General features: G+C 54.0%; 29 protein-coding genes and 1 pseudogene. 10 read left to right on the forward strand and 20 right to left on the reverse strand.

The window, feature by feature from the left end:
• Positions 1-3: 3 nt before the first annotated feature.
• From OGM61_01555 to OGM61_01570, 4 genes are all read right to left on the reverse strand, one after another.
• Entirely contained in the window at positions 4-1,446 is a 1,443-nt protein-coding gene (locus tag OGM61_01555; GenBank protein UYI84777.1) for a relaxase/mobilization nuclease domain-containing protein, read from the reverse strand.
• Positions 1,415-1,735 carry a hypothetical protein gene (locus OGM61_01560; protein UYI84778.1) on the reverse strand — a complete coding sequence of 107 codons (321 nt, stop codon included), beginning with the start codon at positions 1,733-1,735 and terminating at the stop codon, positions 1,415-1,417. The genes OGM61_01555 and OGM61_01560 overlap by 32 nt, the downstream gene beginning before the upstream one ends.
• Positions 1,736-1,877: 142 nt before the next feature.
• Positions 1,878-3,005, reverse strand: coding sequence for a helicase RepA family protein (locus OGM61_01565; protein ID UYI84779.1), 1,128 nt, complete (start codon positions 3,003-3,005; stop codon positions 1,878-1,880).
• A 727-nt stretch (positions 3,006-3,732) separates the two neighbouring features.
• The gene (locus tag OGM61_01570) at positions 3,733-4,011 is read right to left on the reverse strand and encodes a TnpV protein (protein ID UYI84780.1); all 279 of its coding nucleotides are present in this window, start codon (positions 4,009-4,011) and stop codon (positions 3,733-3,735) included.
• A gap of 334 nt (positions 4,012-4,345) precedes the next feature.
• Between OGM61_01570 and OGM61_01575 the strand changes: the two genes are divergently transcribed.
• The 6 genes and pseudogenes from OGM61_01575 to OGM61_01600 all read left to right on the forward strand — a co-directional run bounded on the left by OGM61_01575 (position 4,346) and on the right by OGM61_01600 (position 8,026).
• The gene (locus OGM61_01575; GenBank protein ID UYI84781.1) at positions 4,346-4,549 is read left to right on the forward strand and encodes a helix-turn-helix transcriptional regulator; all 204 of its coding nucleotides are present in this window, start codon (positions 4,346-4,348) and stop codon (positions 4,547-4,549) included.
• A 64-nt stretch (positions 4,550-4,613) separates the two neighbouring features.
• The gene (locus tag OGM61_01580) at positions 4,614-4,985 is read left to right on the forward strand and encodes a hypothetical protein (protein ID UYI84782.1); all 372 of its coding nucleotides are present in this window, start codon (positions 4,614-4,616) and stop codon (positions 4,983-4,985) included.
• A 7-nt stretch (positions 4,986-4,992) separates the two neighbouring features.
• Positions 4,993-5,391 (forward strand): annotated as a pseudogene (locus tag OGM61_01585) (hypothetical protein).
• A 314-nt stretch (positions 5,392-5,705) separates the two neighbouring features.
• On the forward strand, positions 5,706-6,155 hold the full coding sequence (locus OGM61_01590; protein ID UYI84783.1) for a MarR family transcriptional regulator: 450 nt from the start codon (positions 5,706-5,708) through the stop codon (positions 6,153-6,155).
• The gene (locus OGM61_01595) at positions 6,148-7,509 is read left to right on the forward strand and encodes an MATE family efflux transporter (protein ID UYI84784.1); all 1,362 of its coding nucleotides are present in this window, start codon (positions 6,148-6,150) and stop codon (positions 7,507-7,509) included. The genes OGM61_01590 and OGM61_01595 overlap by 8 nt, the downstream gene beginning before the upstream one ends.
• Before the next feature lie 145 nt (positions 7,510-7,654).
• Positions 7,655-8,026 (forward strand): hypothetical protein, encoded by a 372-nt coding sequence (locus OGM61_01600; GenBank protein UYI84785.1) that lies wholly within the window; start codon positions 7,655-7,657, stop codon positions 8,024-8,026.
• A 79-nt stretch (positions 8,027-8,105) separates the two neighbouring features.
• Here the strand turns inward: OGM61_01600 and hypB are convergent, their stop codons facing one another.
• From hypB to OGM61_01625, 5 genes are read right to left on the reverse strand one after another with little or no spacing between them, the layout of a single operon-like run.
• Positions 8,106-8,777 (reverse strand): hydrogenase nickel incorporation protein HypB, encoded by a 672-nt coding sequence (gene hypB, locus OGM61_01605; GenBank protein UYI84786.1) that lies wholly within the window; start codon positions 8,775-8,777, stop codon positions 8,106-8,108.
• A 58-nt stretch (positions 8,778-8,835) separates the two neighbouring features.
• Complete coding sequence (locus OGM61_01610) at positions 8,836-9,177, reverse strand: hydrogenase maturation nickel metallochaperone HypA (protein ID UYI84787.1); 342 nt, start codon at positions 9,175-9,177, stop codon at positions 8,836-8,838.
• 2 nt (positions 9,178-9,179) lie between these two features.
• On the reverse strand, positions 9,180-10,493 hold the full coding sequence (locus OGM61_01615; protein UYI84788.1) for an iron-containing alcohol dehydrogenase: 1,314 nt from the start codon (positions 10,491-10,493) through the stop codon (positions 9,180-9,182).
• Between the two features lie 17 nt (positions 10,494-10,510).
• The gene (locus OGM61_01620) at positions 10,511-12,589 is read right to left on the reverse strand and encodes an NAD(P)/FAD-dependent oxidoreductase (protein UYI84789.1); all 2,079 of its coding nucleotides are present in this window, start codon (positions 12,587-12,589) and stop codon (positions 10,511-10,513) included.
• 3 nt (positions 12,590-12,592) lie between these two features.
• Entirely contained in the window at positions 12,593-13,543 is a 951-nt protein-coding gene (locus OGM61_01625; GenBank protein ID UYI84790.1) for a hypothetical protein, read from the reverse strand.
• Between the two features lie 212 nt (positions 13,544-13,755).
• Here OGM61_01625 and OGM61_01630 point away from each other — a divergent pair, with 212 nt between their 5' ends.
• Positions 13,756-14,340 carry a TetR/AcrR family transcriptional regulator gene (locus OGM61_01630; GenBank protein UYI84791.1) on the forward strand — a complete coding sequence of 195 codons (585 nt, stop codon included), beginning with the start codon at positions 13,756-13,758 and terminating at the stop codon, positions 14,338-14,340.
• Between the two features lie 104 nt (positions 14,341-14,444).
• On the opposite strand, the gene OGM61_01635 is transcribed toward OGM61_01630, so the two are convergent.
• Genes OGM61_01635 through OGM61_01645 form a run of 3 tightly spaced genes read right to left on the reverse strand, consistent with a single transcriptional unit; the run spans position 14,445 to position 18,098 of the window.
• Positions 14,445-16,385 carry an NAD(P)/FAD-dependent oxidoreductase gene (locus OGM61_01635; GenBank protein UYI84792.1) on the reverse strand — a complete coding sequence of 647 codons (1,941 nt, stop codon included), beginning with the start codon at positions 16,383-16,385 and terminating at the stop codon, positions 14,445-14,447.
• A gap of 12 nt (positions 16,386-16,397) precedes the next feature.
• Positions 16,398-17,228 (reverse strand): SDR family oxidoreductase, encoded by an 831-nt coding sequence (locus tag OGM61_01640; protein UYI84793.1) that lies wholly within the window; start codon positions 17,226-17,228, stop codon positions 16,398-16,400.
• Between the two features lie 15 nt (positions 17,229-17,243).
• On the reverse strand, positions 17,244-18,098 hold the full coding sequence (locus OGM61_01645; GenBank protein ID UYI84794.1) for an SDR family oxidoreductase: 855 nt from the start codon (positions 18,096-18,098) through the stop codon (positions 17,244-17,246).
• 247 nt (positions 18,099-18,345) lie between these two features.
• On the opposite strand from OGM61_01645, the gene OGM61_01650 reads away from it, so the two are divergent.
• On the forward strand, positions 18,346-18,909 hold the full coding sequence (locus tag OGM61_01650) for a TetR family transcriptional regulator (GenBank protein ID UYI84795.1): 564 nt from the start codon (positions 18,346-18,348) through the stop codon (positions 18,907-18,909).
• Positions 18,910-19,433: 524 nt separating this feature from the next.
• On the opposite strand, the gene OGM61_01655 is transcribed toward OGM61_01650, so the two are convergent.
• Both OGM61_01655 and OGM61_01660 read right to left on the reverse strand, forming a co-directional pair.
• On the reverse strand, positions 19,434-20,459 hold the full coding sequence (locus OGM61_01655; protein UYI84796.1) for a virulence RhuM family protein: 1,026 nt from the start codon (positions 20,457-20,459) through the stop codon (positions 19,434-19,436).
• A 147-nt stretch (positions 20,460-20,606) separates the two neighbouring features.
• Positions 20,607-21,185, reverse strand: a complete 579-nt coding sequence (locus OGM61_01660) for a hypothetical protein (GenBank protein UYI84797.1) — start codon at positions 21,183-21,185, stop codon at positions 20,607-20,609.
• Positions 21,186-21,308: 123 nt separating this feature from the next.
• On the opposite strand from OGM61_01660, the gene OGM61_01665 reads away from it, so the two are divergent.
• Positions 21,309-21,842, forward strand: coding sequence for a hypothetical protein (locus tag OGM61_01665; GenBank protein UYI84798.1), 534 nt, complete (start codon positions 21,309-21,311; stop codon positions 21,840-21,842).
• A 52-nt stretch (positions 21,843-21,894) separates the two neighbouring features.
• Positions 21,895-22,281: a sulfite exporter TauE/SafE family protein gene (locus tag OGM61_01670; protein ID UYI84799.1), complete on the forward strand. Its 387-nt coding sequence runs from the start codon at positions 21,895-21,897 to the stop codon at positions 22,279-22,281.
• Between the two features lie 65 nt (positions 22,282-22,346).
• Here the strand turns inward: OGM61_01670 and OGM61_01675 are convergent, their stop codons facing one another.
• The 6 genes from OGM61_01675 to OGM61_01700 are packed head-to-tail and all read right to left on the reverse strand — an operon-like array spanning position 22,347 to position 26,718.
• A complete protein-coding gene (locus OGM61_01675) occupies positions 22,347-22,766 on the reverse strand; it encodes an aspartate carbamoyltransferase regulatory subunit (GenBank protein ID UYI84800.1) in 420 nt (139 codons plus the stop codon).
• A gap of 16 nt (positions 22,767-22,782) precedes the next feature.
• Complete coding sequence (pyrB, locus tag OGM61_01680) at positions 22,783-23,697, reverse strand: aspartate carbamoyltransferase (protein UYI84801.1); 915 nt, start codon at positions 23,695-23,697, stop codon at positions 22,783-22,785.
• 1 nt (position 23,698) lies between these two features.
• Entirely contained in the window at positions 23,699-24,343 is a 645-nt protein-coding gene (pyrE, locus tag OGM61_01685; GenBank protein ID UYI85554.1) for an orotate phosphoribosyltransferase, read from the reverse strand.
• Positions 24,344-24,387: 44 nt separating this feature from the next.
• Positions 24,388-25,086, reverse strand: coding sequence for an orotidine-5'-phosphate decarboxylase (pyrF, locus tag OGM61_01690; GenBank protein UYI84802.1), 699 nt, complete (start codon positions 25,084-25,086; stop codon positions 24,388-24,390).
• Positions 25,079-25,996 (reverse strand): dihydroorotate dehydrogenase, encoded by a 918-nt coding sequence (locus OGM61_01695; GenBank protein ID UYI84803.1) that lies wholly within the window; start codon positions 25,994-25,996, stop codon positions 25,079-25,081. Before OGM61_01695 ends, pyrF begins: the two co-directional genes overlap by 8 nt.
• Positions 25,978-26,718 carry a dihydroorotate dehydrogenase electron transfer subunit gene (locus OGM61_01700; GenBank protein UYI84804.1) on the reverse strand — a complete coding sequence of 247 codons (741 nt, stop codon included), beginning with the start codon at positions 26,716-26,718 and terminating at the stop codon, positions 25,978-25,980. Before OGM61_01700 ends, OGM61_01695 begins: the two co-directional genes overlap by 19 nt.
• Position 26,719: the final 1 nt, after the last annotated feature.

Consider the following 26,719-nt stretch of genomic DNA (forward strand, 5'->3'; position numbering starts at 1 on the left):
CTTTCATCGCATAATCGTCTTTTCCTCTTGGGACAGCCGCTGATTTCGCAGCGCCTGCTTCTCCCGCGGGGAGAGGTAGGGGTCGTTTTCCACCCACGCATCCAATTCACACGCCAAGAGGTCTTTCAGCCTTGGGTTATCCTCAATCATGTTATAGGCGGTTTGCTTTTGCTTCCGAAGCCGGGAAAGCTCTGCGGTGCAGGCGGCGCAGGACTTTTTCAGCTCGACCCTCTCCACAGGATCGGCGCAGCCTCGCTGTTTATTGCGGATTTTGCTGCGTGCAGCGGATATTGCATCCATCTCCTTGTCCATTCGTGCAAGAAACCTCTGCACATCCTCCGGCGTGTCCAAATGCTCCCGACACACCAGCGTTATCTCGGCGGTGAAGCGATCCAGCCTGCGGCAAGCTTCCCGGCACTCCGCCGACAGGGGCTGCCGATATTCCTTTTCGTACAGCGGCGCAACGCCCAGCACGATTGCCACACAGCGGAAGAAGCTCAAATACCCGTTGACGCGGGGCAAATGCAGATAAAAATCCCGCTGCCGGTAGTATTTTTCCGTCGGTGGATTCTTCCTGGCATATTCCCGTGTGTAGGGCCTCATGAATTCAAAATAGCGCCGGGTCACACGGATGTCCCGCTGGTTCTCCAGCAGCCTGTCCTGCAGCGCCTCCTTGTCATATTCGGCTCCCAGCCGGAAAGTGCGCATACACTTTTTAGCGCTTAGAGAGCGGATGGTGGCGTACCTGCGGTAGGGATCGCACACGAACACATAGCCCTTTTTCCGCAGCACGGCGCCCAGCTCCGTCCAGCTGCTCGATATCGTCAGCGCCTCGTCCAGTGCCCGCCGCATGAGGTTGTAGCGGGTGGGCTCGTCGTTCTTTTCGGCAAAGTAGACCGACCGCGCCGTTTTATGCCGTTGGGGATTTTTCACCACCGACAGGCCATGCTCCTTGCAGATACGGTCGGACATATCCCGCAGCTTGTAGTAGACCTCGTATTTTGCCTCCAGCTTTTTGCCCGTCCACATATTCACCGGATTCACAACAAAGTGGTTGTGATAAGTGCCGGTGTTGAAGTGGGTGGCAACAAGCACCTGCCGGTCGTTCCCCCAAAGCCGCCGCGCCGTCTCCACGCCGATGCGATGGCATTCCTCCGCCGTAACCTCACCGGTCTTGAAGGACTGGTAGGCGTGGTAGGCCACATTGCCGCCGGCTTTGCCGAAGCGCCTCTGCACGGCAGCCATCTCCCTTGCGGCAGACTCCGCCCTGCAGCCAATTCCGGTGACGGCGTATTGCTGCTCCCCCTCATCCAGGTTTTTTTCTTTGTCGGCAGCATACAGCAGCACCTGCTCCAGGTCGCTCAGCTTGGTCTTGCTGGGGTTGGTGCAGTAGTCCACCACACGGCTGACGCTGTCATGGATTGCCCAGATCTTCGTCACCGCCATCGGCATCCTCCTTCCCGTGATAGGCGCGCAGAAGCAGGCTCTCGATCTCGGTCAAAGCCTCGTCAAAGTCCCTCATGGCAAGCTCGTAGCGGACGGTATCGTGGAGCGTTGTCAGCTTCTGATACGCCAGCATCAGCTCCCGGCGCGGAGCCTCTCTCACTGCTGCGCCGGTTCCCAAGCTTCGGAGATATTCCGACATATTCATGCCGCATTTCTTTGCCTTTCTGCGAATGGTATTCTTCTCGGTTTTATAGACTCGCACATTGATTTCCTCTGTTCGATTCCGCATAGATATCACATCCTTTCAGCGGGGTTACAGGGGCGCGCCCCTTTCGTATCGGCAGATACGGGGGATTTGGGTGCCGCAGGGCTACACAAATCCCATGCTCGTTATCCTTACGGATAAAAAGCGGTGTATAGCCCCGCACCCCTTAAAGCGGCAATTCCTCATCGTCCTCCGCCTCCTCCCATGACGCAGATGACGCTTGTGACGATGCTTGGGGAAGCCGGAAGGTTCCGTCATTCTGTTTCCACAGTGACACAAGTCTCTCGCTCCCGGAGGAACCGTCATAACCGTCAGCACCGTCATGCAGCTCCAAAAGCACCAACCGGGCAGCCGCCGTTTTACGATACTCGTAGGTGATTCCCAGAGGCAGCAGCACATCGCTGTAATGGCGGGTCAGATGCTTGCTGGCGAGGTTGGGCTTCAGCTCCGTATTACCTACGGCGGCAAGCAGCTGGGACACCGTGCCCCGAAACCGCCTATGCGCCAAGAGAAAATCCGCCACCTGAAAAACAAAGTCCGGGATGCGTTCCTTTCGCAAATCCTTGGCGCTGAGCGCCTCGGTAATCTCCCATCGGACGCCCCGCATCTGCATTTTCAGCTTTTTCTCCTCCACATCCCGGCCTGTAATGCAGAGGGTGGCGCAATCGCCGAAGCGGTCATCCTTGCGGAGAATCATCCCCGTATCCGCCACGCCCAAAATGCCTGTGGAGCCGGTCATGTCGTTGAAGATATTGCTGCTGTCCCGCTCCTTTCGGGTGTGATGGACAACGAAGATGCAAATGCCGTGGTCATCGGCGAGCTTTTTCAGGCCGGACAGATCCTTGTAGTCCTGGGCATAGGCATTGACCTTTGCGGAAGCATTGTCCCGCACCATTTGGAGGGTATCGATGAATATCAGGCCCGTGGAGGGAAATTCCCGCAGAGCCTCCTCGATCTGCCCCTCCAGCTCCGCGCCCAGCTGCCCGCAGGAAAAGCCGAAGCGGAGATTCTCCGGCGGAGAATCCGTCAGCTCCTGCATACGCTGCTGAACGCGCCATTCCCGGTCCTCCAAGGCCAGATATACCACATCGGTTTTTCTGGTGGGTAGCCCCCACACTGCCTCGCCGCGGCTGATTTGCAGGCACAGCCACAGTACCATCCAGCTCTTGCCGATCTTGGAGTCACCCGCTAAAATGGCGAGCCCGTCGGAGAGAACACCGTCGATGAGCATTTTGGGGTGGGCAAGAGGTTTGTAATACAGGGTATCGGCATCGATCAGTTGTAGCTTGTTCATGTGTTTCACCTTCTTTCTTTCGCTGGTAATTGTGTTTTTTGGTTTGGCGCCGTATTTCCGATATCGTTTTTTATATGCCTGCCCCGGGGTCTCCGCGGCGTTGCCGTGCTCGCTCTTTTGCGGTCGTCGCACAGTCATATCTGTCTCGGTAACGGCTATTCAGTTATCGAGGTACACGGGGGAAGCTTAGAAGCTCCTCTCACTTTCCCTTTGCCGAATTTTTTTCGGATTTTCCCGCTGCTTTTCAAAATTTTTTCTTTTGAGCTGGTAAATTATAAAAAGCCGAGCTTGTGCAGAGCTTTTTCAAAGTTCCCCTCACTTGGTAGGCAGTGAGAAGGCCGAAAAATTAACCCCCCTGAAAAATTTTTTGTTTTGGCTCCAAATCGGAGCCATTTTCCTATGCAGGACTGCTCGTGGCTCCGAAATGGAGCCATTTTTCGTCTATGGCATCAAAATTGATGCCATGTCCATTCCGGATTTCATCGGTGTGGCAGCAAAATTGATGCCATAAAAATAAGCGCCTGCCTCTTTTCAGAAGCAGACGCTCGTTTTTCGTATTCCTTTTTTACCGTAGCAGCCGGATCAGCAGCTCATTGATATCCTCGGTGGGCTTGCCGCTTGCTACCAGCTTGTTCCGAAAGGACAACAGGGCCTTTGTCAGCAGCCGTCGCTCGCCGGCGCAGAGTGCTAACACTCGATTTCTTCTATACTTGAACATCACCACACCTCAGCAATAAACCAGCTCAGAAAGGACAACTTCCTCCGCACGGCTGCAGATGCTGTTCATCCGTCCCACCCATTCCATTTGATTCTCGGTCTTCAGCCGCTCAGTGACACCTTCGGCTTTCTTCATCTGTTCGACCAGCTGATCAAACATTTCTTGTGCAGTGTCGCCGATTTCCTTGAGATGCTCGTCCAGTTTGCCGGTCAGCAGCATCCCCGTGTAGATGCCGTCTCTGTACTCGCGCAGATACCGCCTGCGCTTTTCTGCGAATCTGTTGTACATATTCTTCCTCCTTTTGCGCCCGCCGTGCGGGTTTCTATCATCATCCACATGATGGCGCAACCCGAAGGAAAAGCCCAATGTGCGAAAAACAGATTTGCAGATTTGACATCATAGAAACTCCCTCAGAAACGCAGGTTAATATTTGCCAAATTGAAGGGTTTGTATGTCCTTATGACGTTATACCTTGATTGAGTTTTCGAACGAAAACATTTGTTGAAATATGTGGACTTTTTGTGCGGGCTGTGATATAATTATCAAAATACAGATTTATATGTTGAAAAGCGGCACTCCCAATACTATTGGCACAAGCAATAAAGTAAATGAGGTTTGCTATATGACTGTGAGTTATAAAAAATTATGGAAGCTCTTAATAGACCGAGATCTAAAGAAGAAGGATCTTGAGGAAATGGCTGGCGTTAGTCATTATGTAATGAACAAGTTGACACATGGGGATAACGTCACCACTGATGTCCTATGCAAAGTGTGCAAGGCTCTTAATTGCACCGTTGACGACATTATGGAAATGATTGACGAGTAGCTGTCGCTTTGGGTTTTTCAGTATAGGTATCATCGAATGCTATCGGAAAGTTGGTGAGAAATAAATGCCGTTTGATGCGAGCGTCAGAGCTTATTTGCGGGCTTACCAAAACGAATACAGAGCTGCTCTTCATGGAGGGCAGCACACAGCCGAGCTTTCTTTTCGCGTCCCTATGCATGAAATGTTTAGGAGGATAGCGCATGACTTGAACCCGGCAGGTACTTTCGACATCATTCTTGAGCCGAGAAATCAAGGAAGAATGGGGCGGCCTGACTGGAGAATACAGGATCGCATCTCGCTTGGTGTTTACGGCTATATTGAGGCGAAAGGTCCATCCAACGAGCCGTTCGATACTACCCCGTATAGGGATCAGATTAACCGATATCTGACGTTAGGGCACAAGCTTATCATTACGGACGGCATTGATTTCGTATAAAAACGATGTGGATTCCTTCGTTATCGTGTCCAGCGATTCCGATTACTGGGGATTGATCTCGTCACTGCCAGATGCACATTTCCTTGTTATGATTGAGCGCGAGAAATGCGGACCGGACATGAAGGAAGCCCTTGCTGATTCCGGTATCTTCTACTGCTATCTGGATGACTTTTATTCCGGCAATAGCGAGGACATCAAAAAGAACGCTTTGTTCAAGGAAATGTACCGCTGGATTGACAACTCCGTTCACCTGAATGTCAACGATATGTTTGACGCTGCATTGAGAAATACACGCATTGATATGTCTCCGGCTGAACGGCGGCAATTCTATGAAAAGCACATCAAGCACATGACCTTACAGATCGATGAAGACGGCAATGTCGGTATTGAGCTAAAACGAGGATAGTTTGCATTTGTGAAAAACGCCCCCGACACTGTGCCAGACGCACAGTGCCGGGGGCGTTCCCGTTTCCAGCGATTTATTTTTCTCTCGGCAAGGGGCTGTTCATAAGGTGACACTTTCCATTTTGCGAAGCCGTGAAAATTCGATGTGTTCCGTGGAGATGTTCACTGGGCAGCATACGCCGTACACGTTTCCGATAATCACTGATGTAGAATTGATTTGTGTTTAGGAGGACAAAGCGGGAGATATAATGTTAAATGTAGTTGCGTGCGCACGCATATTGCGTTATAATACTGGTGGTTAGGAGGAATATATCTATGCAACTATTAAAATGGCTTTCCGTAACAGACCGATTTTACAAAATCTATTTGGATAAACAGCTTGCCCCCTTTGGAATCAACAACAGCCAATATATGTTTTTGATTAAAATCTGTCGTTCGCCTGGCATTTTACAGGATTCTTTAATGGATATGTTTTATGTTCATCCGAGCAATATTGTACGGACAGTTGCGGCATTAGAAAAGCAGGGAATGATTATGCGTTCCCCAAATGATAAGGATAAGCGGACGTGTAAGCTGTATCCTACGGAACGTGCGCTGTCTGTAATTGATGAGGTGCAGACGGTATGTGAAAAGACAGAAGCTCTTTTATTGCAAGGTATGAGCGAATCCGAGCAGAACCTTTTTATGGATTTCTTAATACAGGCGGGCAGAAATATCACATCGGAACTCCATATAGAGAAAAAGGGGGAGGAGTTCAATGACTGAAAATCCTCTGGGCTATGAAAAAATTCCAAAGCTGTTGAAAAATTTTGCTGTTCCCAGTATTGTGGCGTCTCTTGTCGGCTCAATCTACAATATTGTGGATCAGATTTTTATTGGTCAAGGGGTCGGTTATTTGGGAAATGCAGCAACCAATGTTGCCTACCCGTTTTCTACCATCTGCCTTGCCATTGCACTACTGGTCGGAATTGGCAGTGCTTCCCGTGTTTCCCTCTGTCTTGGATGCAAAGAGCCGAAAGCTGCCGCCAAAGCAGCGGGAAATGGTATTGTTCTGATGGGAATTTTCGGAATTATTTATTTGCTGGTTGGAGAAACTTTTCTGTCTTTGCTCCTAAAGGCATTTGGGGCAACGACAGATGTATTTCCATATGCAAAGCAGTATGCCAGCATAACATTGATTGGAATGCCGTTTCTCATTGTAACGAATGGTATGAGCAATTTGATTCGAGCAGATGGAAAACCAAAGTATTCAATGGTCTGCATGGTTGTGGGAGCTATTATCAATACCATTCTTGACCCCATTTTTATTTTTGTTTGCGATTGGGGAATTGCCGGCGCAGCTTGGGCAACAGTTATTGGGCAAATTTTTTCCTTCATACTCGCACTCCGTTATCTATGGCGTTTCCAAACAATCCATTTTGAAAAAGAGTCGTTTTTATTGGACATCAAAGAAAGCATGAAAATTTGCAGCATGGGAATCAGCAGCAGCTCAAACCAGATTGCAGTTACCGTGATTCAAATCATTCAGTACAATTCGTTGACTTATTACGGCGCATTAACAAAATATGGAACGGATATTCCCTTGGCAGCTTGCGGAATTGTTATGAAAACAAATGCCATAATCCTTGCGATTGTTGTAGGAATCTCGCAAGGGACACAGCCGATTATCGGTTTCAACTATGGAGCAAGGCAATATCATCGGGTACGGGAGGCTTACATGCTTGCAATAAAGTGGAATCTTGTTGTTTCCACTATTGCTTTTATCGCATTTCAATTTTTCCCGCAATCTATCATTTCACTATTCGGAGACGGGGACGAGCTGTATTTTGAATTTGCTGTTTTGTTCATGCGTACCTATCTTTTCATGGTGTTGGTAAATGGTGTGCAGTTGCTTTCTTCCAGCTTTTTTACCGCAATAGGAAAATCGTTAAGAGGTGCTCTGTTGGCATTAACAAGGCAGACCTTTTTCTTGATTCCGCTTACCCTGCTGCTCCCGCTTCGTTTCGGAATTATGGGAGTATTGCTAGCGGGGCCTGTTGCTGATTTTTCAGCGTTTGTGCTATCTGTTGTCCTGGTGGGTATAGAATTAAAAAAACAAAAAAACTCGCTTATAATTTAAGCCATAGCATATAGCTATTATCCACAGCTACTAAGCAAGTGTTATCAATAATGGATAGTTGAGGAGGCAAGGATAATGCCCAAAGTAATGGAGATCATCGAAAAGGAAACCAAGGGGAAAAGCTACCACACATATAAGTATAGTTATGATTCGATTGGTTTACCGTCCATCTCCCGGTACCAAACTTGAGAACTTGACCGTCGGCGTTATACAAGACTATATGGTTGAAGCGGAAAAACGGATGTTTGCTGAGCTGGTCAGAGACAAGCGTTTGGGGCAAGATGCCTACTTGCCTAAGGATGGTTCCCTTGAATATAAGATTATGAAATCTGGGCGAGAAGATTTGAGAACACTTCAAAAAATCAAGCACAATTACAGTTGGGTAATCGGTGTTTCTAAGTCTTTTAATCCAGAAAGCTGTCTTGACCACACGGGTAAACCGAATTCCAATTACATCGCAGATCTGCCAGTATTCCAAAGGTTTATAATTAAACCTTTTTACGAGTGTCTAGTATAAACCGATTCAATAGGCATTTGCACTTGAATAAAAAATGCACTTGTTCAAAACTGAGCAAGTGCAGAAATCAATTCGTTTCCTATTTACTTTTCCATAGATTCACTTCTTGACTGAGCCACTCGCACCATGTGTCGACCCCTTCGCCGGTCTTTGCGGAAATGGGAAATATCTTTAACTCCGGATTTCTCATATGCGCATAAGAAATAACCTTTTCCAAATCAAAATCAAAATATGGCAGAACGTCAATTTTGTTGATGATAAGTGCGTCGCAGACCTGAAAAATAAGCGGGTATTTCAGCGGCTTGTCATGCCCCTCAGGCACGGAAAGGATCATGGCGTTCTTTACCGCGCCCGTATCAAATTCCGCGGGGCACACAAGATTTCCCACATTTTCAAGGATGGCAATATCCACATTCTGGATTCCCATGCTTCTCAATCCCTGCCGGGTCATGTCGGCGTCAAGGTGACACATGCCGCCGGTGTGGAGCTGAATCGTCCTGATCCCCGTATCCGCAATAGCCGCAGCGTCCACGTCCGAGTCGATATCCGCCTCCATAACCGCCATACGGTACTTATTCTTCATGCGGGAAATCGTTTGCTTCAATGTTGTTGTCTTGCCGCTGCCTGGGGATGACATCAAATTCAGTAGGAAGGTCTTGTTCTCCTTCAGCTCCTGCCTGAGCCTGTTTGCGTCCTGATCATTGTCCGCAAATACGCTCTGCTTGATCTCTATCACTCGATAATTTTCCATAACAATCTTGTCCTCCTTTTTGCAAAGCTCCCCGAGCGGCCTGCCCGGGGAGCTTCGGCTAACAAGCCAGTATCTCTTTAATTAAGAACTCTTTCCCGGAGAGCACGGTATATTCGCTCTCCTGACAACAGGGGCACTGTGCGTCGCAGGTGAAGGGATTAAAGACGCTTCCGCAGTTCCGGCACTTTGCTGAGGCTTCTATGATTTCAATCTCCAGTGCGGAGCCTTCCAGCCGGGTCCCCGGTATGGAACGCCTGTACACAGCTTTCATCATCTGCGGGACAACGGAAAACGCTTCGCCCACCTGAAGAACCACCTTATCAATTTTCTTAAGGTTCTGTTCTTCGGCGATCCGGTCAACCTTCTCGACGACGTCTATAATCAGACCCAGCTCGTGCATGTTCAGGCTTCCAGAACGATGCGGTTGAGGACATGCCTCATGCGCGCCTCATTGTAGATTACCGGCACGGGATAGGTTCCGTTGCCCTCTGCCAGCGCCCACTTGATGATCTGCGGGAAGTCCTTCTGCTCGATGAAGTCAAAGCCCGTGGGAAGCCCCATCTCCCTGTTCATCTGACGGATCGCAGCAATAAAGGCGTTTGCCTTCTCTGCGTCGCTGCCGGTCGTCTTCACGCCGGTAATCTCCGCAAGATGCGCAAGCTGGGGATGGACTGCCGTGCCGTAGTCCTCCAGAACAATCGGCATGATGACCGCGTTCGCGAGCCCGTGCGCGGTGTTATAGATGCCGCCCATTGCGTGGGCAATCGCGTGAACATACCCGACGCCGGTGTGGTTGAAGGCAAGCCCTGCCTTATAGGAGGCGATGAGCATGGCCTCGCGGGCCTCCAGATCGTTCCCGTCCTCATAGGCGCGCTTGAGATTTCTGAATATCTTTACCACCGCTTCCTCCGCATTGCGGTTGCTGGCGTTGTTGTTATACGCCCACGTGACATAGCTCTCTACCGCATGGGTCAGCGCGTCGATACCCGTCGTCGCGGTGACGAATTTCGGCATGGACACCGTCAGCTTCGGGTCGAGAACGGCATATTTGGGGACGAGGTTGGGATCCATGATCGCGTACTTGTGGCGCTCGTCATGATCGGAGATCACAGCGCCCATTGTGACCTCGCTGCCCGTGCCGGACGTGGTGGGGACGGCAACGATCGGAGCGACCTTTATCATGACCTTCATCAGGCCCGCCATCTTCCCGATCGGCGTATTGGGCTTGGCAACGCGCGCCGCTGCCGCCTTGGCGGCGTCCATGGGGGAGCCGCCCCCGATCGCGAGGAAGCCGTCGCAGCCGTTTTCCAGATACTGCGCACGGATCGCCTCCACCGTCTTCACCGAGGGGTTTGCCTCCACCTGATCATAGATCGTGTAGCCAATACCATGGCGCTCAAGATTTTCCGCGATGGGCGGGACAATGGTTCTGCCGACGGTTGGGCCGGTCACGATCATGACCTTGTTCACGTTCAGCTCTTTGAGTACCTCCGGGATCTTCTTTGCGCTGTCCGCTCCGCTTACCACCTTCGGGCCGGGGAACATGGCGTCCGTAAGCGGGAGCGCCTGCTCCATGATTTTGCTGTTCGCGCGGCACTTGAATACCGTAAGCTTATCCTTTGCCTTTTCAAAGAAGCGCTCGTCCATTGCGTATGCGATACCGACCGCCGCGACAGCCGCCGCGCCGCAGAGAAGCGCCTTATATGTTTTCTTCATTTCAAACCCCTCTTTCCTTACTTAATGCGCATGACCGCGTCATACGCGCTGTGTACCGCATCCGCGATCCTCCCGCTCTTGCACGCGTCTCCGACCGTTACCACATACGGGTACTGATTTTCAAGCGCCTTTGCCAGCGCGTTTACCGGGCGGACGCCCAGAGACAAGACGACCTCGTCAACCGTCACCGTGGTCAGCATACTGGTTCTGACGTCCTCGAGGATCACGCTGTCCTCCGTAATCTTCATCAGGCGCTTGCCCGGCATAAACTCCGTGTCGTATTTCTGAATCCGGCTCAGCTCGTCATCCTTCAGCTGGAACCAAGTACCCGGTGCGATCTCCTCCGCCATCTCAACGACGACCACATGGTTTCCGCTCTCGTTGAGGATCTCCGTTGTTTCAAGCCCCGTCATGCCGCTGCCGATCACCGCGACGATCTTGCCGCTGATCTTCTTCTCACCCATAATGATCTCCGGCGCAGTGCAGACATTGGGCAGGTCGATGCCCTTGATTGAGCGCGGTCTTACCGGGACGCCGCCCGTCGCGATGACGACGGCATAGGGCTTGAGTTTGGCGATGGCCTTTTCCGTGGCCTCCGTGCCGAGCTTTACCTCTACGCCGAGCTTCTCCACGTTTGCCATCAGGTCTTCGATCGACCAGTAGAGCTTACCTTTGAGCAGGCAGGTCGAGGCGGTCTTCACCTGTCCTCCGGCCTTCTCTTCTTTCTCAAAAACGGTCACGGCAAAGCCGCGCCTCGCCATGATCTCCGCCGCCATCAAACCGGCGGGGCCTGCACCGACAACAACGACCCTGCGCCCCTCGCCGTCCTTCGGCATGTTGGCGAAAAACCGCTCCTGTCCGACCGCGGGATTGAGCGCGCATTCGCCGTTCTTTCCGCTCAATGCCCCGTAGGTGAAGCTCTCGATGCAGTTGAGGCAGCCGATGCAGCGCTTGATCTCGTTGGTGCGTCCCTCCTCCGTCTTCTTCACCCAGTAGGGGTCGCAGATAAAGGTGCGGGCGGAGCCGATAAAGTCCTGCACTCCCTCCTCAAGCTGCCGCTCCGCCTGATCGGGAGAGCGCATGAAGTTGGCCGCGCACACAGGGATTTTGACGGTCTCCTTGATCGCCTTTGCCAGATAGGCCCGCCAGCCCGGCTCAAAGGACGTGGGCTCAAGCCAATAATTGTAAGTATCATAGCAGGCGGAGGATACGTTGATCGCGTCAACACCCAGCTCTTCCAGCCGTTTTGCGATCCGCTTTCCTTCCTCCAGATCATAGCCCTTTCCGGGCTTACCGATCCGGTCATACATCTCGTCGGCAGACAGGCGCACCATCAGCGGATAGTCCTTTCCGCAGGCGGCCTTAATGCCGGTGATGATTTCGCTGATAAAGCGCAGGCGGTTATCAAAGCTCCCGCCGTACTCATCCTTGCGGTGATTGGTGTTTGGGGAAAGGAACTGCTGGATCAGATAGCCGTGGGCCGCGTGCAGCTCCACGAGGTCAACGCCTGCCTTTTTGCAGCGGACCGCTGCGTCGATGAAATCCTGAATCGTTCTCTTGACCTCGAACTTTGTCATCGCGCGCATCGGGCTTGGGACATGATAGCTGCGCTCACAAACGGACGGGGCGGCGACCGGCTGGCAGATTCCCTTCTCCTCCAGCGCCATCATCGTAGGCGTCGCCTTGTAGAGCATCTCCATAATTTCCGGCTTTTTCTCCACCAGCGGCAGGATCATCGGAAGGGAATTCACGCTGCTGGCATAGCCCTGACGGCCGGGGTGGTGCAGCTGGATGCCGAGTTTCGCGCCGTGCCTGTGGATTCTCCCCACGAATTCGCGCATCGGCTCGATATGGTAGTCATGGCTCATCGCAAGCTGGGTAAAGGAAGATGTCGCGTACATGTCGTTGACGCGGCAGATCCCCGGGATGATCAGTCCCACGCCACCCTTGGCCCGCTCCTCATAGTAGTCCATGAGCTTTTCCGTGGGCTTGCCGTTGGCCTGACCCATGCTGAACTCGGCGGCGGTCATGACCGTGCGGTTTTTGATTTCCAGATTGCCGATCTTCATCGGCGAGAGAAGCATTGAATAGTCCATTTTTTATTCCTCCCTGTTGTTATCTTCAAGGGTGACCGTGTCCAGCTCGGGTCTTCCGTACTTTCCGGCCAGCAGCAGCTCCCTATGCATTACTTCATCATAGCCATAATCCTTGCGCTCCTCCAGCTCCCGGGCGCAGCCCTTGCAGGTGGCGACGCACAGCTCGCATCCCATGCACTTTTCCTTGTCAAAAATGACCATGCCGTCCTTGATCTTATTTGCGCCGAAGGGGCAGCGCTTCACGCACATTCCGCACTCCTGCGCGCCCAGACATTTGCTTCTGTCGCGCTTGATCACCTCCGGGCCTTTTTCGCAGTTGATCCCCGGCCCGAGGATGCGCGTCCCCTTGACGACCGCGCACACCTCCCTGTCACAGTTGCACATGACAAACGCACCGGACTTTTTGCCGAACATGTAAAGGACATTGTGGACATAGCCCTTTTTGTGCATGTCGGCAAGGATCTCCTTTGCCTCCTCCTTTGTCACAGGATGATGACCGAGCGGCAGGTTCTCATAGATGTCCGCGCCGTAATAGAGTGTGAGATCCTTGATCTCCGGCTCTGTCACGCCCTCCGGATACTTCTTGAGCGCCACCTCGCAGATACAGGGGCCTGCGGAAACGTGCGCACCTGCGCCGACTTCTACTGTATAGACAAAGTCTATGACGTTTTCGGCAGCCTTTTGGCTTAGGATAATGCCATGCGGGAGAAAGTAGTTGCCGGTCTTGGAGGTGTTCTCCATTTTAGCCATCAGCTTTTTATAAAACTCCCGCTTCTCCTCCGTCGTCGCTCCCTCATAGCCGCGCATCAAGATATCGCCGGTCTTCAGGATGGTCGGCTCACTCGCCCCGTAGGCATAGTGCATAATGTACTGGGCGAGGGAAACGGGTTTTGCTTTTTCTCCCTTCCCCTGAAAGGACACGGTCTTTCCTTTCTTGTAGTTCAGCAGTGCCACTTCTCTTTTTCCTCCTTGATTTGTTAATTAAATGTCTAAGCTGTTTTCATTTTAGATTATCGCCGAAAAATGTCAATATCGGCGAAAAGCATTCTAAAATTGTCACAAAAACCATGTATGTGTTTTGCATACGAAGAATTTCATTGTGCTTGAAACAGCTTTACAAATATGCTAAAATGTAAGCATAGATTTTTTGAAAAGAAGGGACAAAGATGACCGGCAAACACCAAACGGCAAGTTTGATTGCCGATACGGCAATGGAATTATTTCGTAAAAAGGGTTACGAGTCTGTCTCCGTTAACAGCATCTGTGAGCAGGCCGGTGTCTCCCGTGTGACCTTCTATTCGATTTTTTCCAATAAGGATCAGATCATCGGCTTTATTCTCAATGACTTTCAGAACCAGTTTAAAGAAGACTTCTCCTCCTTTATCGCCGCAGAAAATGACTTTGAGCGGGTCATGATTCTGTTCAATTATTACGTGGAGCTGTCTGAACGCGGCGGTTACCAGCTTATGCTGGAGTTGCTGAAAGCGGAGTTGGAGCGTTCCATCGGCATTATGGACGCCGTTTATGTCTTCAACGACTGGTTTGTCAAGCTCATCGGGAACTGTCAGAAATCCGGTATTATCCGAAACAAGGGAAACGCAGCTGAGCTTGTTTCATTGGGGATTCAGGTCGCGATCTCCGCTCAATATGAATGGTGCCGGAGAAAAGGGGCTTTTTCCTATCGGGAGAAAACCAGAAAGGATATGGAGATTTTATACGACGTCGCCCCGGCTTACCGTAAAAGCTGGTAAAGCAATATGCAGCACAATGCCCGGCTCTGTTTTGGAGCCGGGCATTGCCATGTTGATTATCGTATCTTTTTAAAGGGTGTGCAAGAACAGCGCCTTACTATGCTTCAGTTCAGGCTGTAGCCGAACTTGCTGCCGTGGAGGACTGCCTTGTTGATCTTGCCGGTGGCGATGGCATCGCCCGCCTTCCAGACGCTGGGATGGCCGGAAGCAAGCAGCTCCTGCCACAGTGCGTCGTTGGGCTTCACACCCACGGACAGAACGATCACGTCTGCGGGAAGCTCCTTCACCTCGCCGTCCTTGGTGCTCTCAATGAACAGCTTGCCGTCGGCAAATTTCACAACCTTGTTATTATAAAATAGGGCAACACCCTGATCGTTGCAGTGGCGGACCTCCAGCAGCGCTTCGTTCTGATAGCGCATATCCAGCATATCCACCGGCCATTCGGGCAGCATATCCACCACGGAAACTTGATTAGTGCCCTGACGGTTGATATACAGCGCAGTCTCCAGCCCGGTAATGCCACCGCCGATGACAACGACCTTCTTGTTTGCAAACTGCATGTCGTTGGCAAGCACGTCGTGCGCCTGAACCGTCTGTACCTGATCCAGCCCCTCGAGTGGGATGGAAATGACGTTGCTGCCGGTTGCAACCAGAATGGAATGGGGTTTGAGAGCCAGAACCTCCTGCGCCGTGACCTCCTTCCCCAGCTTCATCGTGATATTCAGCTTCTTTGCCATGGACTTATAATAGTCGATAGCCCACTCAAATTTGCCCTTGAAGGGGGGCTTCTTTGCAACATGGAGGTTACCGCCGATCTCATCGCGTTTGTCGAACACCACCACGTCAAAGCCGCGCTGTTTGAGCGTGACCGCAGCTTCCATGCCCGCGGGGCCTGCGCCGATGACCGCCACCAGACGGCCGTCCCCGTCCTGAACGATGGGGCGCTTGGAGCCTTCGCGCAGGGCAAAGGGGTTCACGGAGCAGTTCGTCTGCTCATAGCTGAACGGATTGACATTGAAGCAATTCATGCAGGAGATGCAGTAGCGAAGCTCATCCTCGCGACCTTCGGCACACTTCTTTACCCATTCGCGCTCAGCCAGAATGCCGCGGCCCATGCCGACCATGTCGCACTTGCCGTCATTGATGATCTGATCCACGAAATCCGGGTGACGGATGCTGCCGGTAGCTACTACGGGAACGGAAACAGCATTCTTGACCATGGTAGCAGCAGGAACCTTCCAGCCTTCGGCACGATGCACATCGCCGGACATAATATCGTCCTGATGATATATTGTGCCGCCGGCGGACACTGCAATCATATCCGCACCGGCCTTTTCCAGATAGGGAGCGACCTCGGCGGCCTGTTCCGGCGTGATTCCGTCGTTGCCGTTGGGACCTTCACTCTTGGGGTAGTCAAAGCCCTGCATTTTCACGGAGATGATTTTATCCGGTCCGATGACCTTGCGGATGCGGGTCAAAATCTCCGTGGCAAAACGGGTGCGATCCTCTACCTTATTCCAGCCGTACTCATCAGTGCGGTGATTGAACAGAGGAGAAATGAACTGGCAGGCCAGATAGCCATGACAGGTTTGGAACTCGATGCCGTCCGCACCGGCGGCCATAGCACGCTTGGCAGCGGCCACAAACTTGTCCTGAATGGCGTGGATCTCGTCCTTCGTCAGCTCGTCCACAGTCTTCGGATCAATGCCGGAATAGTTGGTTGCGCCGGGATGCCAAAGCTGGAACAGGATCTTTGCGTCGTACTTATGGGCAGCAAGCACCAGCCTGCGAAGCCCGGGGATAAAGCGGTCATCATAAATGCCCGGCTGCAAGGGCAGCACAGAAGGCCACTCCGGGTCTACGATCATTGCGCCGGGAACAAGAAGCCCCACGCCGCCCGCGGCGACCGATTCCACATAGGCGATGTCTTTTGCGGATACGCTGTCGTCGAAATTAGAAATATTCTTTGCCATCGCAAGGAACATCACTCTGTTTTTCACGGTCTGATTACCGATTTTAATAGGCTCCAAAAATTTATGGCTCATGATGTGACCTCCTTATACAAACATGGCTTCACCGGAAGCGCGGACAGTCAGCTCACTGATATTCACGCCCCAAGGCTGGTCAATGGCGTAAATGATGTTGTCCGCCAGAATAGACGGAGAAAAGTCAAAGCAATGGATGCTCTCCGTGTCAAGACGATCGGGGATCGCCAACCCCATAAATGCGTCAATGATTTTCCCGTAAATGCCGGACAGACCTGCATTATAATCTACTTCTGTAGAGACCAGACCCGTATTTGCCACGGATGTGGGCTTGATGTTGGTAACTTTGATTTTCCCGCGGGATTCTACGCGCAGGCTGTCGCCCAGCATTCTGACGGCGGCCTTTGTCACATTATAGACCCCGCAACCGCTCACGGGATAGTTGCCGAGGATGGAGGAAATGTTCACGATATGTCCCTGCCCCTGCTCAATCATCTGGTCATAGACCGCCGCGATGCCGTACAGTGTACCATTGATCGCGGTAGCAATGCTTTGCTCCCATGCTTCCATGGCAATTGCGTGTTCGCTGTAATAGGCAAGCGGCATTGTGCCGGCATCATTGACCAGCACATCAATGCGTCCGTAGGTGTCCACGGCGAACTTCGCCATGGCATTGACCTGATCTTTCACACGAACATCGGTCTTGATGTAGGAAGCCTCGCCGCCGCTTTCACGGATCTCCTGCGTAATTTCCCGGAGCAATTCCTCACGCCGCGCGGCCAGAACGACCTTTCCGCCCAACTCGGCGGCCTTCTTTGCGGTCTCTTTGCCGAAACCGCTGGAAGCGCCGGTGATGACAATGACCTTGTCTTTTATGTAGTTTTCGGTTCTATAGCTGTTCATCGAAACACCTCCTAATCAAATGACAAAGGATTCGCCTGAAGCGCGCACGGTCAGATCACCGATGCTGACACCCCAAGGCTGATTGATGGCATAAATAATATTGTCCGCCAAGACCTGTGGATCAGGATCGTTGTAGGTCATGCTGTTGATGTCATGGAAATCGGGACGCAGCGGAGTCTCTTCTACCCAGTTGCTGAGGATTTCAAGGGGGCCTGCCACTGCGGGCATCATTGCCATCTGATCGACCACGCTGCTGGAAAGGTTGGTCTTCATAAAGCCGGTGGGCTTAATGGTCGTGACCTTGATTTTGCCCTGACACTCGCTGCGCAGAGATTCCGCCAGATACTGCACGCCCATCTTTGCGACCTGATACACGCCTGCGCCCGCAACGGGGAAGTTGGCGTAGATGGAGGAGACATTAATCACCTGTCCCTGTCCCTGCTTGATCATCTGGTCATAGACGGCGGAGATGCCAAAAATAGTGCCCTTGATGCTGATGTCGATGCACTGTTCCCATTTGTCCAGCGCCTGCTCATGCTCACTGAAAAAGGCCAGCGGCATCGTCCCGGCGTTGTTAACAAGCACATCGATCCTGCCGTAGGTATCTACCGCGAATTTAGCCATTGCGAAAACATCGTCCTTTTTCGCCACGTCTGTTACGATGTAGCTGGCCTCACCGCCCGCCGCCTTGATCTCCGCCACGGTCTCCTTCAGCTTCTCTTCGCTGCGTGCCGCCAGAACGATCTTGCCGCCCATCTCTGCGGCTCGCTTTGCAGTCAGCTTGCCGAAGCCGCTGGAGGCGCCGGTGATAATAATGACCTTGCCTTCCACGTAGTTTTTCTGAATGTAATTGCTCTTGTATGTCTCCAATTCAATTACCTCCTGTCTGATTGATTTGTTGTGCGTCATGACTCACACGTTTGATGTGTTAATTTTAAAACAAACATGGGGCAAAATACATTCACAATCTTCCACTTTTCTGTATTAGTTCATAATTATCCTTTTTTCTGAATTTAATTCTCCCGTTTTGAGCCGTTATCAAATCGTTCATTTCTTGTATTTCTGCAAAAACTGTGTTAAAATTTTATTATGCTAACAGAAACTGGGGGGGGGTACCGTGAAAGCTCTGCCATCAACAAAAGAGAGATTTGCATTGGCTTTGAGGGAATTGCTTGAGAGCAACTCCTTTGAGAGTATTTCTGTCGGGGATATCGTGGGGCTCTCCGGTCTTAGCAGCAGGACGTTTTACAATCACTTTCGGGATAAAAACGAGTTGCTTGCCTATCTCTATCGGATAACTGTCGAGCCTCTGTGGTATACGGATGGGAAGCGAAACTCTCTCGAAACGTTTTTTACTTGCTGCAAGGACAACTTTCTTTATAACGGCACCCTCAAGGGCTTCGGAAACGCTCTATCCTATTACGGGCAGAATGACCTGCGCTCCGAAATAGAAAACAAGGGCGTTGAGGATCTTGTAAGGCTGCTGAAATGGAACCATTTTCCGGGTGCGATAACGCCGGAATTGAGAGAAGTGCTCCGTTTCTTCATGTGTGGTATTACGCGCTATTTTGAAAAGTATTATCTGGATTCCAAAACCATTCAGGTCGACTGGCTGTATACCTTCTGGATCAACTGTGTCCCAGCCTATTTGGCTGAATATCTAGTAAAAGAGCCGGAATAAATCTTTTCCGCAAAACTTATGATACCTCGGTACATGAGATATCGAGATATATTGAGAGAGACAAAAAGAAATCTGTTTTTTCCTCATGAATGCGTTTCACGGTGAAACGCATTCTTTTGACCGTAAAACGCCATATCTCACGGTGCCAGTCCGGCAGCAGGATAATAAGGGCCTATCGTCAACAGCGCATGGTAGAGCGCTGTCAGCCGATAAGCCCTTATTTTCTTTCTGTATGTAGTTGTCGATCCCGGTGAATCCCGCACATAAGCCACATGCCCAGAGTAGGTCTGCATCTTTGGCGTGGGGCTCATAAACCATCAAAAAGGAAGCGCATTGTCGACTTTAATCAAGGAATCGATTCCAGACTAATTACAGAAGCCAACATATAAAGCAAGCGGAGGCCATCGATCTCCGCTTGTTCGTTACCCATATACAATCTCCTGTGAATATTTACGACAGCCCCTATCCATACCCGCAGTATACCGGCCCAAAGAGGATCACTTCCCTGTGAAGGCATTTCAGAGTCAGCGTTTTTCGCCCTCTTTTGCCGCCTTCTCGATGCTGCGAATGGTCTGCAAATATTCCTCCTCCACGGGAGAAAGATTCTGCACCTGATATTTCCTGTATTCCGCCTTTGCCTGCTCCATCGCCTGCGTGTGGCTTACGGTTCCCCCGTCGGTAAGCAGGGCTTCTCCGGTGGAGGCAAGGATGCGGTCCAGGTTCTCTACATAATCGCTCATGCACATGGGCCGGCGGCGCATCGCCTGAATTTCCGCAAAGTCAAAATATCCGGAAACGAGATTGTTCAGTATCTTCAGTTCGTCCGCAGAGAGATAGTTCTTTGCAACAGCAATATCCTTCGCCGTGGGAAAATCCCCGGAAAATGCGGTAAGCCCCATAAATGGCTTTTCGGCATCGGCTCGCTCAAAAATCACCTCTGCGGCGGTATGGCCATGGGCGGCATAGTGCAGCTTGTTCTGCACCATTTTGAAAAAAGCCACCGACTCGGCGCTTTTGGGGTCATAGTCCACGCTAGTAGCGTAGAGGTCGAGGACCTGACGGTACATCACCTTTTCGGAGGAACGGATGTCCCGGATGCGGTCAAGAAGCTCCTTCCAATAGCTGCCGCCGCCGAGATTCTTCAGGCGCTCATCATCCATGGCGAAGCCCTTGATCATGTACTCCTTCAAGCGCTCGGTAGCCCAGCGGCGGAACTGCGTTGCAATGGAGGACCTGATGCGATAGCCCAGAGAGATGATCATGTCCAGGTTATAATATAGTCTTTCGCGCTCCACATTGCGATTTCCCTCGCGGCGAACTTGTCGGAATTTCCGACAGGTTGAACTTTCGTCCAGCTCACCTTCGGAATAGATGTTTTTGATGTGCTCAACCACATTTGCATGGGAAGATTGGAAAAGCTCCTCCATCTGTGCCTGTGTCAGCCAGACAGTTTCATCCTGAAACCGGACATCAATTTTTGTCTCGCCGCTTTCAGACTGGTAAATGATGATATCGCCCTTGTTTTCATCGTTGAGGAAATTACTGCTCATTTTTGTTCCCTCCCGGCTTTTCGGTGGCTTCAGCAAACGCTCGGCTTATTGTTATTATAGTATCACAGAATCGGCGTTTTTTCAACAGACGCCAAGGGAATGATGCCCCTGTGCCTCTTTTTGAGAAAACAAGGGAAAATGTCCGCATCAATCTCTCCATTTCTGCGCCTCCCAAAGCATATCGATATGCCGGCGGGATTTTCGGTTTGTGTTGTTGTAATCGTCTGAGCAGAGCCAGTCGATGAGATAGCATTTGGGGATCATGTACTTCTGCAGCAGCGACAGCGCCTTCAGCTTCCCCACGCGAATCCATTGGCAGACGGTGCGTCGGTTATAGCCTGTGAAGTCCACGGCGGCGGCCACATCCATCACATCCGGCAGCGCAGCCAGCTTGCTCTCATAGTAGCGCCGGAGCTTCTTCTCGTCCTTGGCGCACGGCGGTTGGATGCGAATTTTATAGGGCCGAACTATTTCGCCTCCGTATTTGTACCAGTTCTTCGGCGCTATGTATTTTTCCGGGTTGACCTCACGGTCGTTCATAAAAGCGATCACATCGCTCTTTTTGATGGCGTAGCAGCGGGTTTTCTTGCCGGTGAAGGTGTGGGGAATCAGGTTGAATTGGAGAAGATAGAGAGCCGTCCGTTTGCTGATGTGACAGGCGATCCGCATCTGCTCCTTGCTCATAATCTCTGGGTATCTTTTGAATTCCTTGGCGTCGTATTTCATAACGAAGACTCCTTTCTGTGTTTCGGTCCGAAAGGGTGCTTCGTGTGATTTGTTTTGAGCCGGTTTTTCTTGCATTTATCCGGGAGGCCGCTCGCAAAGCCATACCGGACAAGGGCTTTCTTCTTGCGTATTTTCTTGCCAGCGTGCAAAAAGCTGGTCGTTTTGGGGCATTTCTCATTTCAATTTGAACTCAGGTTTTTTCTGATATGGAGCTGGTCAATACCGGTCGGCGCGTCCAAAATCCGTTGCAGCACAAGGGCTTTCGCCGTTTCCAAAGCTGCCGTCACCGACCACAGCAGACACGGAAATGCCAAGTGCGAACAAGACTCGAAATCAGGTAGTCGCGCAAGCGGCTCGTGGGTTCGAATCCCACCCTATCCGCCAGAAAGTTCCGCCGCGCTCCCAGCAGGAGTGCGGCGGATTTTTACGGTTGGCACCATCTGCGTCGCACTTGCTGCCGGTCTGCCCCTTGGCTATGCACTGTTTTCCTATGCGAAGCATCATGGGATTTTTGGAATGAACGTTTATCACGTTCCTCTTATCCCGATTCTTGTTATGATTCTTCTGGTTGGTATTCTACAAATTGTGCTTTCCCTCGTTTTAAGCAGTAATCTGAAAAAGGAAACGCTGGTTGAAAAAATAAGGTATCAGGGATAGTAGATTCTATAAAAAGCAAGCTGCCGCTCAAGATGGGCGGCAGCTTACCTTTATGCTCCTGACCGTCAGCGGGCTGCTCGTGGTGCTCATCGGGCTCAGGATGTGGGGCGTGCCGTTTCTGCGCCGGATCAGTCCCGAGCTGACCAGGCCCTGCCGCTTCCGGGGCAAGGCGTTCGCCGTCGGGCTACTGACCGGCCTGATGCCGTGCAGCGCGCTGTCGTCGATGTGGATCTTCGCCGCCACGTCCGGGTCGTGGGCAAGCGGCGCGGTGAGCATGCTCGCCTTCGGCGCGGGCACGTGCGTCTTTATGCTGCTGTTCGGCCTGCTCGGGACGTTTCTCCCGAAGCGGTACAACAAATATCTGCTCAAGGGCAGCACGATCCTCATCGTCGCTCTCGGGCTGAGCCTGATGACCAAAGGCATCCGGCTGCTTGCCTGACGGCAAGCACAAGCGGCGCGTCCGGTTTCGGACGCGCCGCTTGGTTTATCAGATTTTCCGGGGGATCACTTTCCTGCCTCGGTCTCGCAGTACAGGCAGCGGTAGACGCGCCGCTCCCGATCCGTGAGCACGAACTCCTGCGGCAGCTCGCGCTCGGTCGAGGTGATGCAGCGCGGATTCTTGCACCGCAGCACGCCGCGGATGCGCTCGGGCAGCTTGAGCGTGCGCTTTTCCTGCAGCTCGCCGCCGCGGATGATGTTGACCGTGATGCTCGGATCGACATAGCCGATCAGGTCCCAGTCGAGCTCCATCTCGCCGTCGATCTTGATGATGTCCTTGCGGCCGAGCTTGCCGCTGGTGACATTTTTGAGGATGGCAACGGTGCAGGCGAGCTTGTCCAGACCGAGGATCTGGTAGAGCTCCATGGCCTTGCCGGCCGTGATGTGGTCGATGACGATCCCGTTTTGAATCGAATCAATAAGCATAACGTTTCTCCTCCCGTCAGTCGATGCCCAGCAGCTTGAGCATGAGCGCCATGCGGATATAGCGGCCGTTTTTCACCTGCTTGAAATAGCAGGCGCGCGGATCGTTGTCCACGGCGGCGGCGATCTCGTTGACGCGCGGCAGCGGGTGCAGGATGCTCATGTCGGGCTTGGCGGTCTCGAGCTTATCCGGTGTGAGGATATAGCTGTCGCGCAGGCGCAGGTAGTCCTCCTCGTTGAAAAAGCGCTCGCGCTGCACGCGGGTCATATACAGCACGTCCAGCTCCGGCATCACGGCCTCGAGCGACGTGGACTGCGTGTAGGGGACGCCGGGCTTTTTGAGATACTCGTCCTTCACGTAGCGCGGGAGCTTGAGCTCCTCCGGGGAGATGAGCACGAAGCGGATGCCCGTGCAGCGGCTCATAGCGGCGACGAGCGAGTGCACCGTGCGGCCGAACTTCAGGTCGCCGCACAGGCCGATCGTCAGGTCGTCCAGCCGACCCTTTTCGCGGTAGATGGTCATGAGGTCGGTCAGCGTCTGCGTGGGGTGGTTGTGTCCGCCGTCGCCCGCGTTGATGACCGGGACCTGCGCGTGCATGGACGCGACCAGCGGCGCGCCCTCCTTGGGATGACGCATGGCGATGATGTCGCTGTAGCAGCTGACGACGCGCACGGTGTCCGCGACGGTCTCGCCCTTGGAGGCGGACGAGCTCTCTGCCGAGGCGACGCCGAGCACCTTGCCGCCGAGCGAGAGCATCGCGCTCTCGAAGCTCAGGCGCGTGCGCGTGGACGGCTCGAAAAACAGCGTGGCGAGGATCTTCCCGTCGCACTTGTGGGCATATTGCTCGGGGTGCTCCATGATCGCGCAGGCGGTGTCGATGAGCTCCATGATCTCCTGCGGGGTCAACTGCATAATGTCGATCAGATGCTTCATATCACGCCTGACTTTCTGCCTGGATCCAGCTCTCGTCGGAGGGGTTTTCGCGGAAGGCCAGCAGCCGCGCGACGTCGTCCTCGGTGATGTAGCCCTCCTGTGCGCCCGTGCTGGCGACGGTGTCCAGATCCGTGAGGCTCACGTTTCTGACCTGCGCTGCGGCGAGCCGCTCCACGCCCTTTTTCATGCCGTAGGTGAAGATACTCACGACGCCGAGCACCTCCGCGCCGGCTTCACGCAGCGCGTCCACCGCGTCGAGCACGCTGCCGCCGGTGGAGATCAGATCCTCGACGACCACGACCTTCTGCCCCGGGACGAGCTTGCCCTCGATGCGGTTCTGGCGGCCGTGATCCTTGCTGCTCGAGCGGACATAGCCCATCGGCAGACCGAGCAGATGCGCGGCGATGGCGGCGTGGGCGATGCCGGCCGTGGCCGTGCCCATGAGCACCTGCGCCTGCGGATACTCGCGCCTGACCGTCTCGGCGATGGCGCGCTCGACCAGATCACGCGCCTCGGGCGCGGTCAGGATGAGGCGGTTGTCGCAGTAGATGGGGCTCTTGATGCCGCTGGCCCACGTGAACGGCTCCTGCGGGCGCAGGAACACCGCCTCGATCGAGAGCAGGCTGCGCGCAACTTCGTGTTTGATATCCATAGCAGTTCCTCCTGTTGAAAAAGTCTCTGATCCGGCGCTCAGCCGACGAACGCGGCCACGCACCGGCGATAGGCAGCGACGGGGTCGTCCGCCTGCGTGATCGGGCGGCCGACGACGATGTAGTCCGAGCCGATCTCCCGGGCGCGCTCCGGCGTCGTGACGCGCTTCTGGTCGCCGCTCTCCCCGTCGGCAAAGCGCACGCCGGGCGTCACGGTCAGAAAGTCCGCGCCGCAGCGCGCATGAATGCTGCCCGCCTCCAGCGGGGAGCAGACCACGCCGTCAAGACCGGCATCGCGCGCATTGCGCGCATAGTGCAGCACGACCTCGTCGATCGGCGCGTGGATGAGCAGCTCCCGGTCCATGCGCTCCTGATCCGTGGAGGTCAGCTGCGTCACGGCGATGAGCAGCGGGCGCGTGCCGTCCGGCCGGGTCAGTCCCTCGAGCGCGGCGCTCATCATGGCCTTCGTGCCGGCAGCGTGGAGGTTGATGATATCCACATCCAGCGCCGAGAGCGCGGCCATCGCCTTTTTCACCGTGTTCGGGATGTCGTGCAGTTTGAGGTCGAGAAAGATCCTGTGGCCGCGCGCGTGGATCTGGCGCACGATGTCCGGCCCTTCGGCATAAAACAGCTCCATGCCGATCTTCACAAACGGCTTCTCGTCCTGAAAGAGGTCGAGAAATGCGAGCGTCTTTTCCCGGCTGTCAAAATCCAGCGCAATGATAACGTCCTTACCCATGATGTGCTCCTCCTATGATGTCCCTGAGATTGTCGATGCCGAAGCGCGCCATCGCGTCCGGCAGAGTTTCAATGATGTGCTTGCAGGCATACGGCTCGACCAGGTTTGCCGCGCCCACACCGACCGCCGTCGCGCCCGCGAGCATCAGCTCCAGAACGTCCTGCGCGCTCGTCACGCCGCCCATGCCCACGATGGGGATGTGCACCGCCTCGTACACCTGATAGACCATGCGCACGGCCAGCGGGAACATACCGGGGCCGGACATGCCGCCGGTCCGGTTGGCCAGCAGCGGGCGGCGGCGCGCAAGGTCGATGCGCATACCCGGCAGGGTGTTGATGAGGCTCACGCCGTCCGCGCCCGCGTCCTCACAGGCCTTGGCAACGGCGGCAATGTCCGCCGCCGTCGGCGAGAGCTTGAGGATGATTGGCTTTTTCGTCACGGCGCGCACCGCGCGCGTCACCTCCGCCGCGGCCGACGGCTCCGCGCCGAAGGCAGCGCCGCCGCCGTGGACGTTCGGGCAGGAGATGTTGACCTCCAGCCAGCCGACCTGCGGCTGCGCGTCAAGCCTGGCGCAAACCTCGGCATATTCTTCCACGCTGAAGCCGCTCACATTCGCCATGACCGGCTTGTGAAACACCTTTTTCAGCTCCGGCAGCTCGTGCGCGATGACCGCGTCCACGCCGGGGTTCTGCAGCCCCACCGCGTTGAGCATTCCGCCGGCATACTCGGCGATGCGCGGCGTGGGGTTGCCGAAGCGCGGCGCGCGCGTCGTCCCCTTGAAGGAGAACGTGCCGAGCATATTGATGTCATACAGCTGCGCAAACTCCTGCCCGTAGCCAAACGTGCCGCTGGCCGGGATGATGGGGTTTTCCAGCTCGATCCCACAGAGCGTTACGGCTGTTGCGGCCATACGATCTCCTCCTTTGTGAACACGGGCCCGTCCTTGCAGACGCGCTTGCTGCCGTGCGTCGTTTTGCAGGTGCAGCCCATGCACGCGCCGAAGCCGCAGCCCATGCGCGCCTCAAGGCTCAGCTGACCGTCGAGCGGCGTCGCGCTGCACAGCGCCTGCAGCATGGGCATCGGCCCGCAGGCATACACATAGGTGCCGCCCTCGGGCAGCGCGTCGGTCACGAAGCCGCGCGCGCCCATGGTGCCGTCCTCGGTCACGACAGTGACGGGGATGCCGAGCGCTTCAAACGCATCGGCAAGCAGCACCTCTGCCGCCGTGCGAAAGCCGAGCACGGCCAGCGGGCTGCACCCCTCGGCCACGAGCTGCTGCGCCAGACCGTACAGTGGGGACGCGCCCACGCCGCCGCCGACCAGCAGCGGCCGCGCACCGGCGGGTGCGGTGTCAAAGCCGTTGCCGAGACCGACCAGCAGGTCCAGCTCCGTGCCCGGCACCAGCGTGCTCAGCTGCGCCGTGCCTGCGCCCGCCACTTTATAATACAGCGTCAGCGCGCCGTCACTCCAGCTGCACACCGACACGGGGCGGCGCAGAAAGCGTCCGGCAAGCCGGATGTCCACAAACTGCCCCGGCGCGGTGATCGCGGCGGTGTCCCCCGTGAGCTGCAAACGGTAGGTGTCACGGGCGACGGGCGCGTTTTCCGCAATGGTGAAAACTCTCTGCTGCACG

It is taken from the genome of Clostridiales bacterium (assembly GCA_025757645.1).
In the GTDB taxonomy this organism is placed as follows: Bacteria; Bacillota; Clostridia; order Oscillospirales; family Oscillospiraceae; genus CAG-103.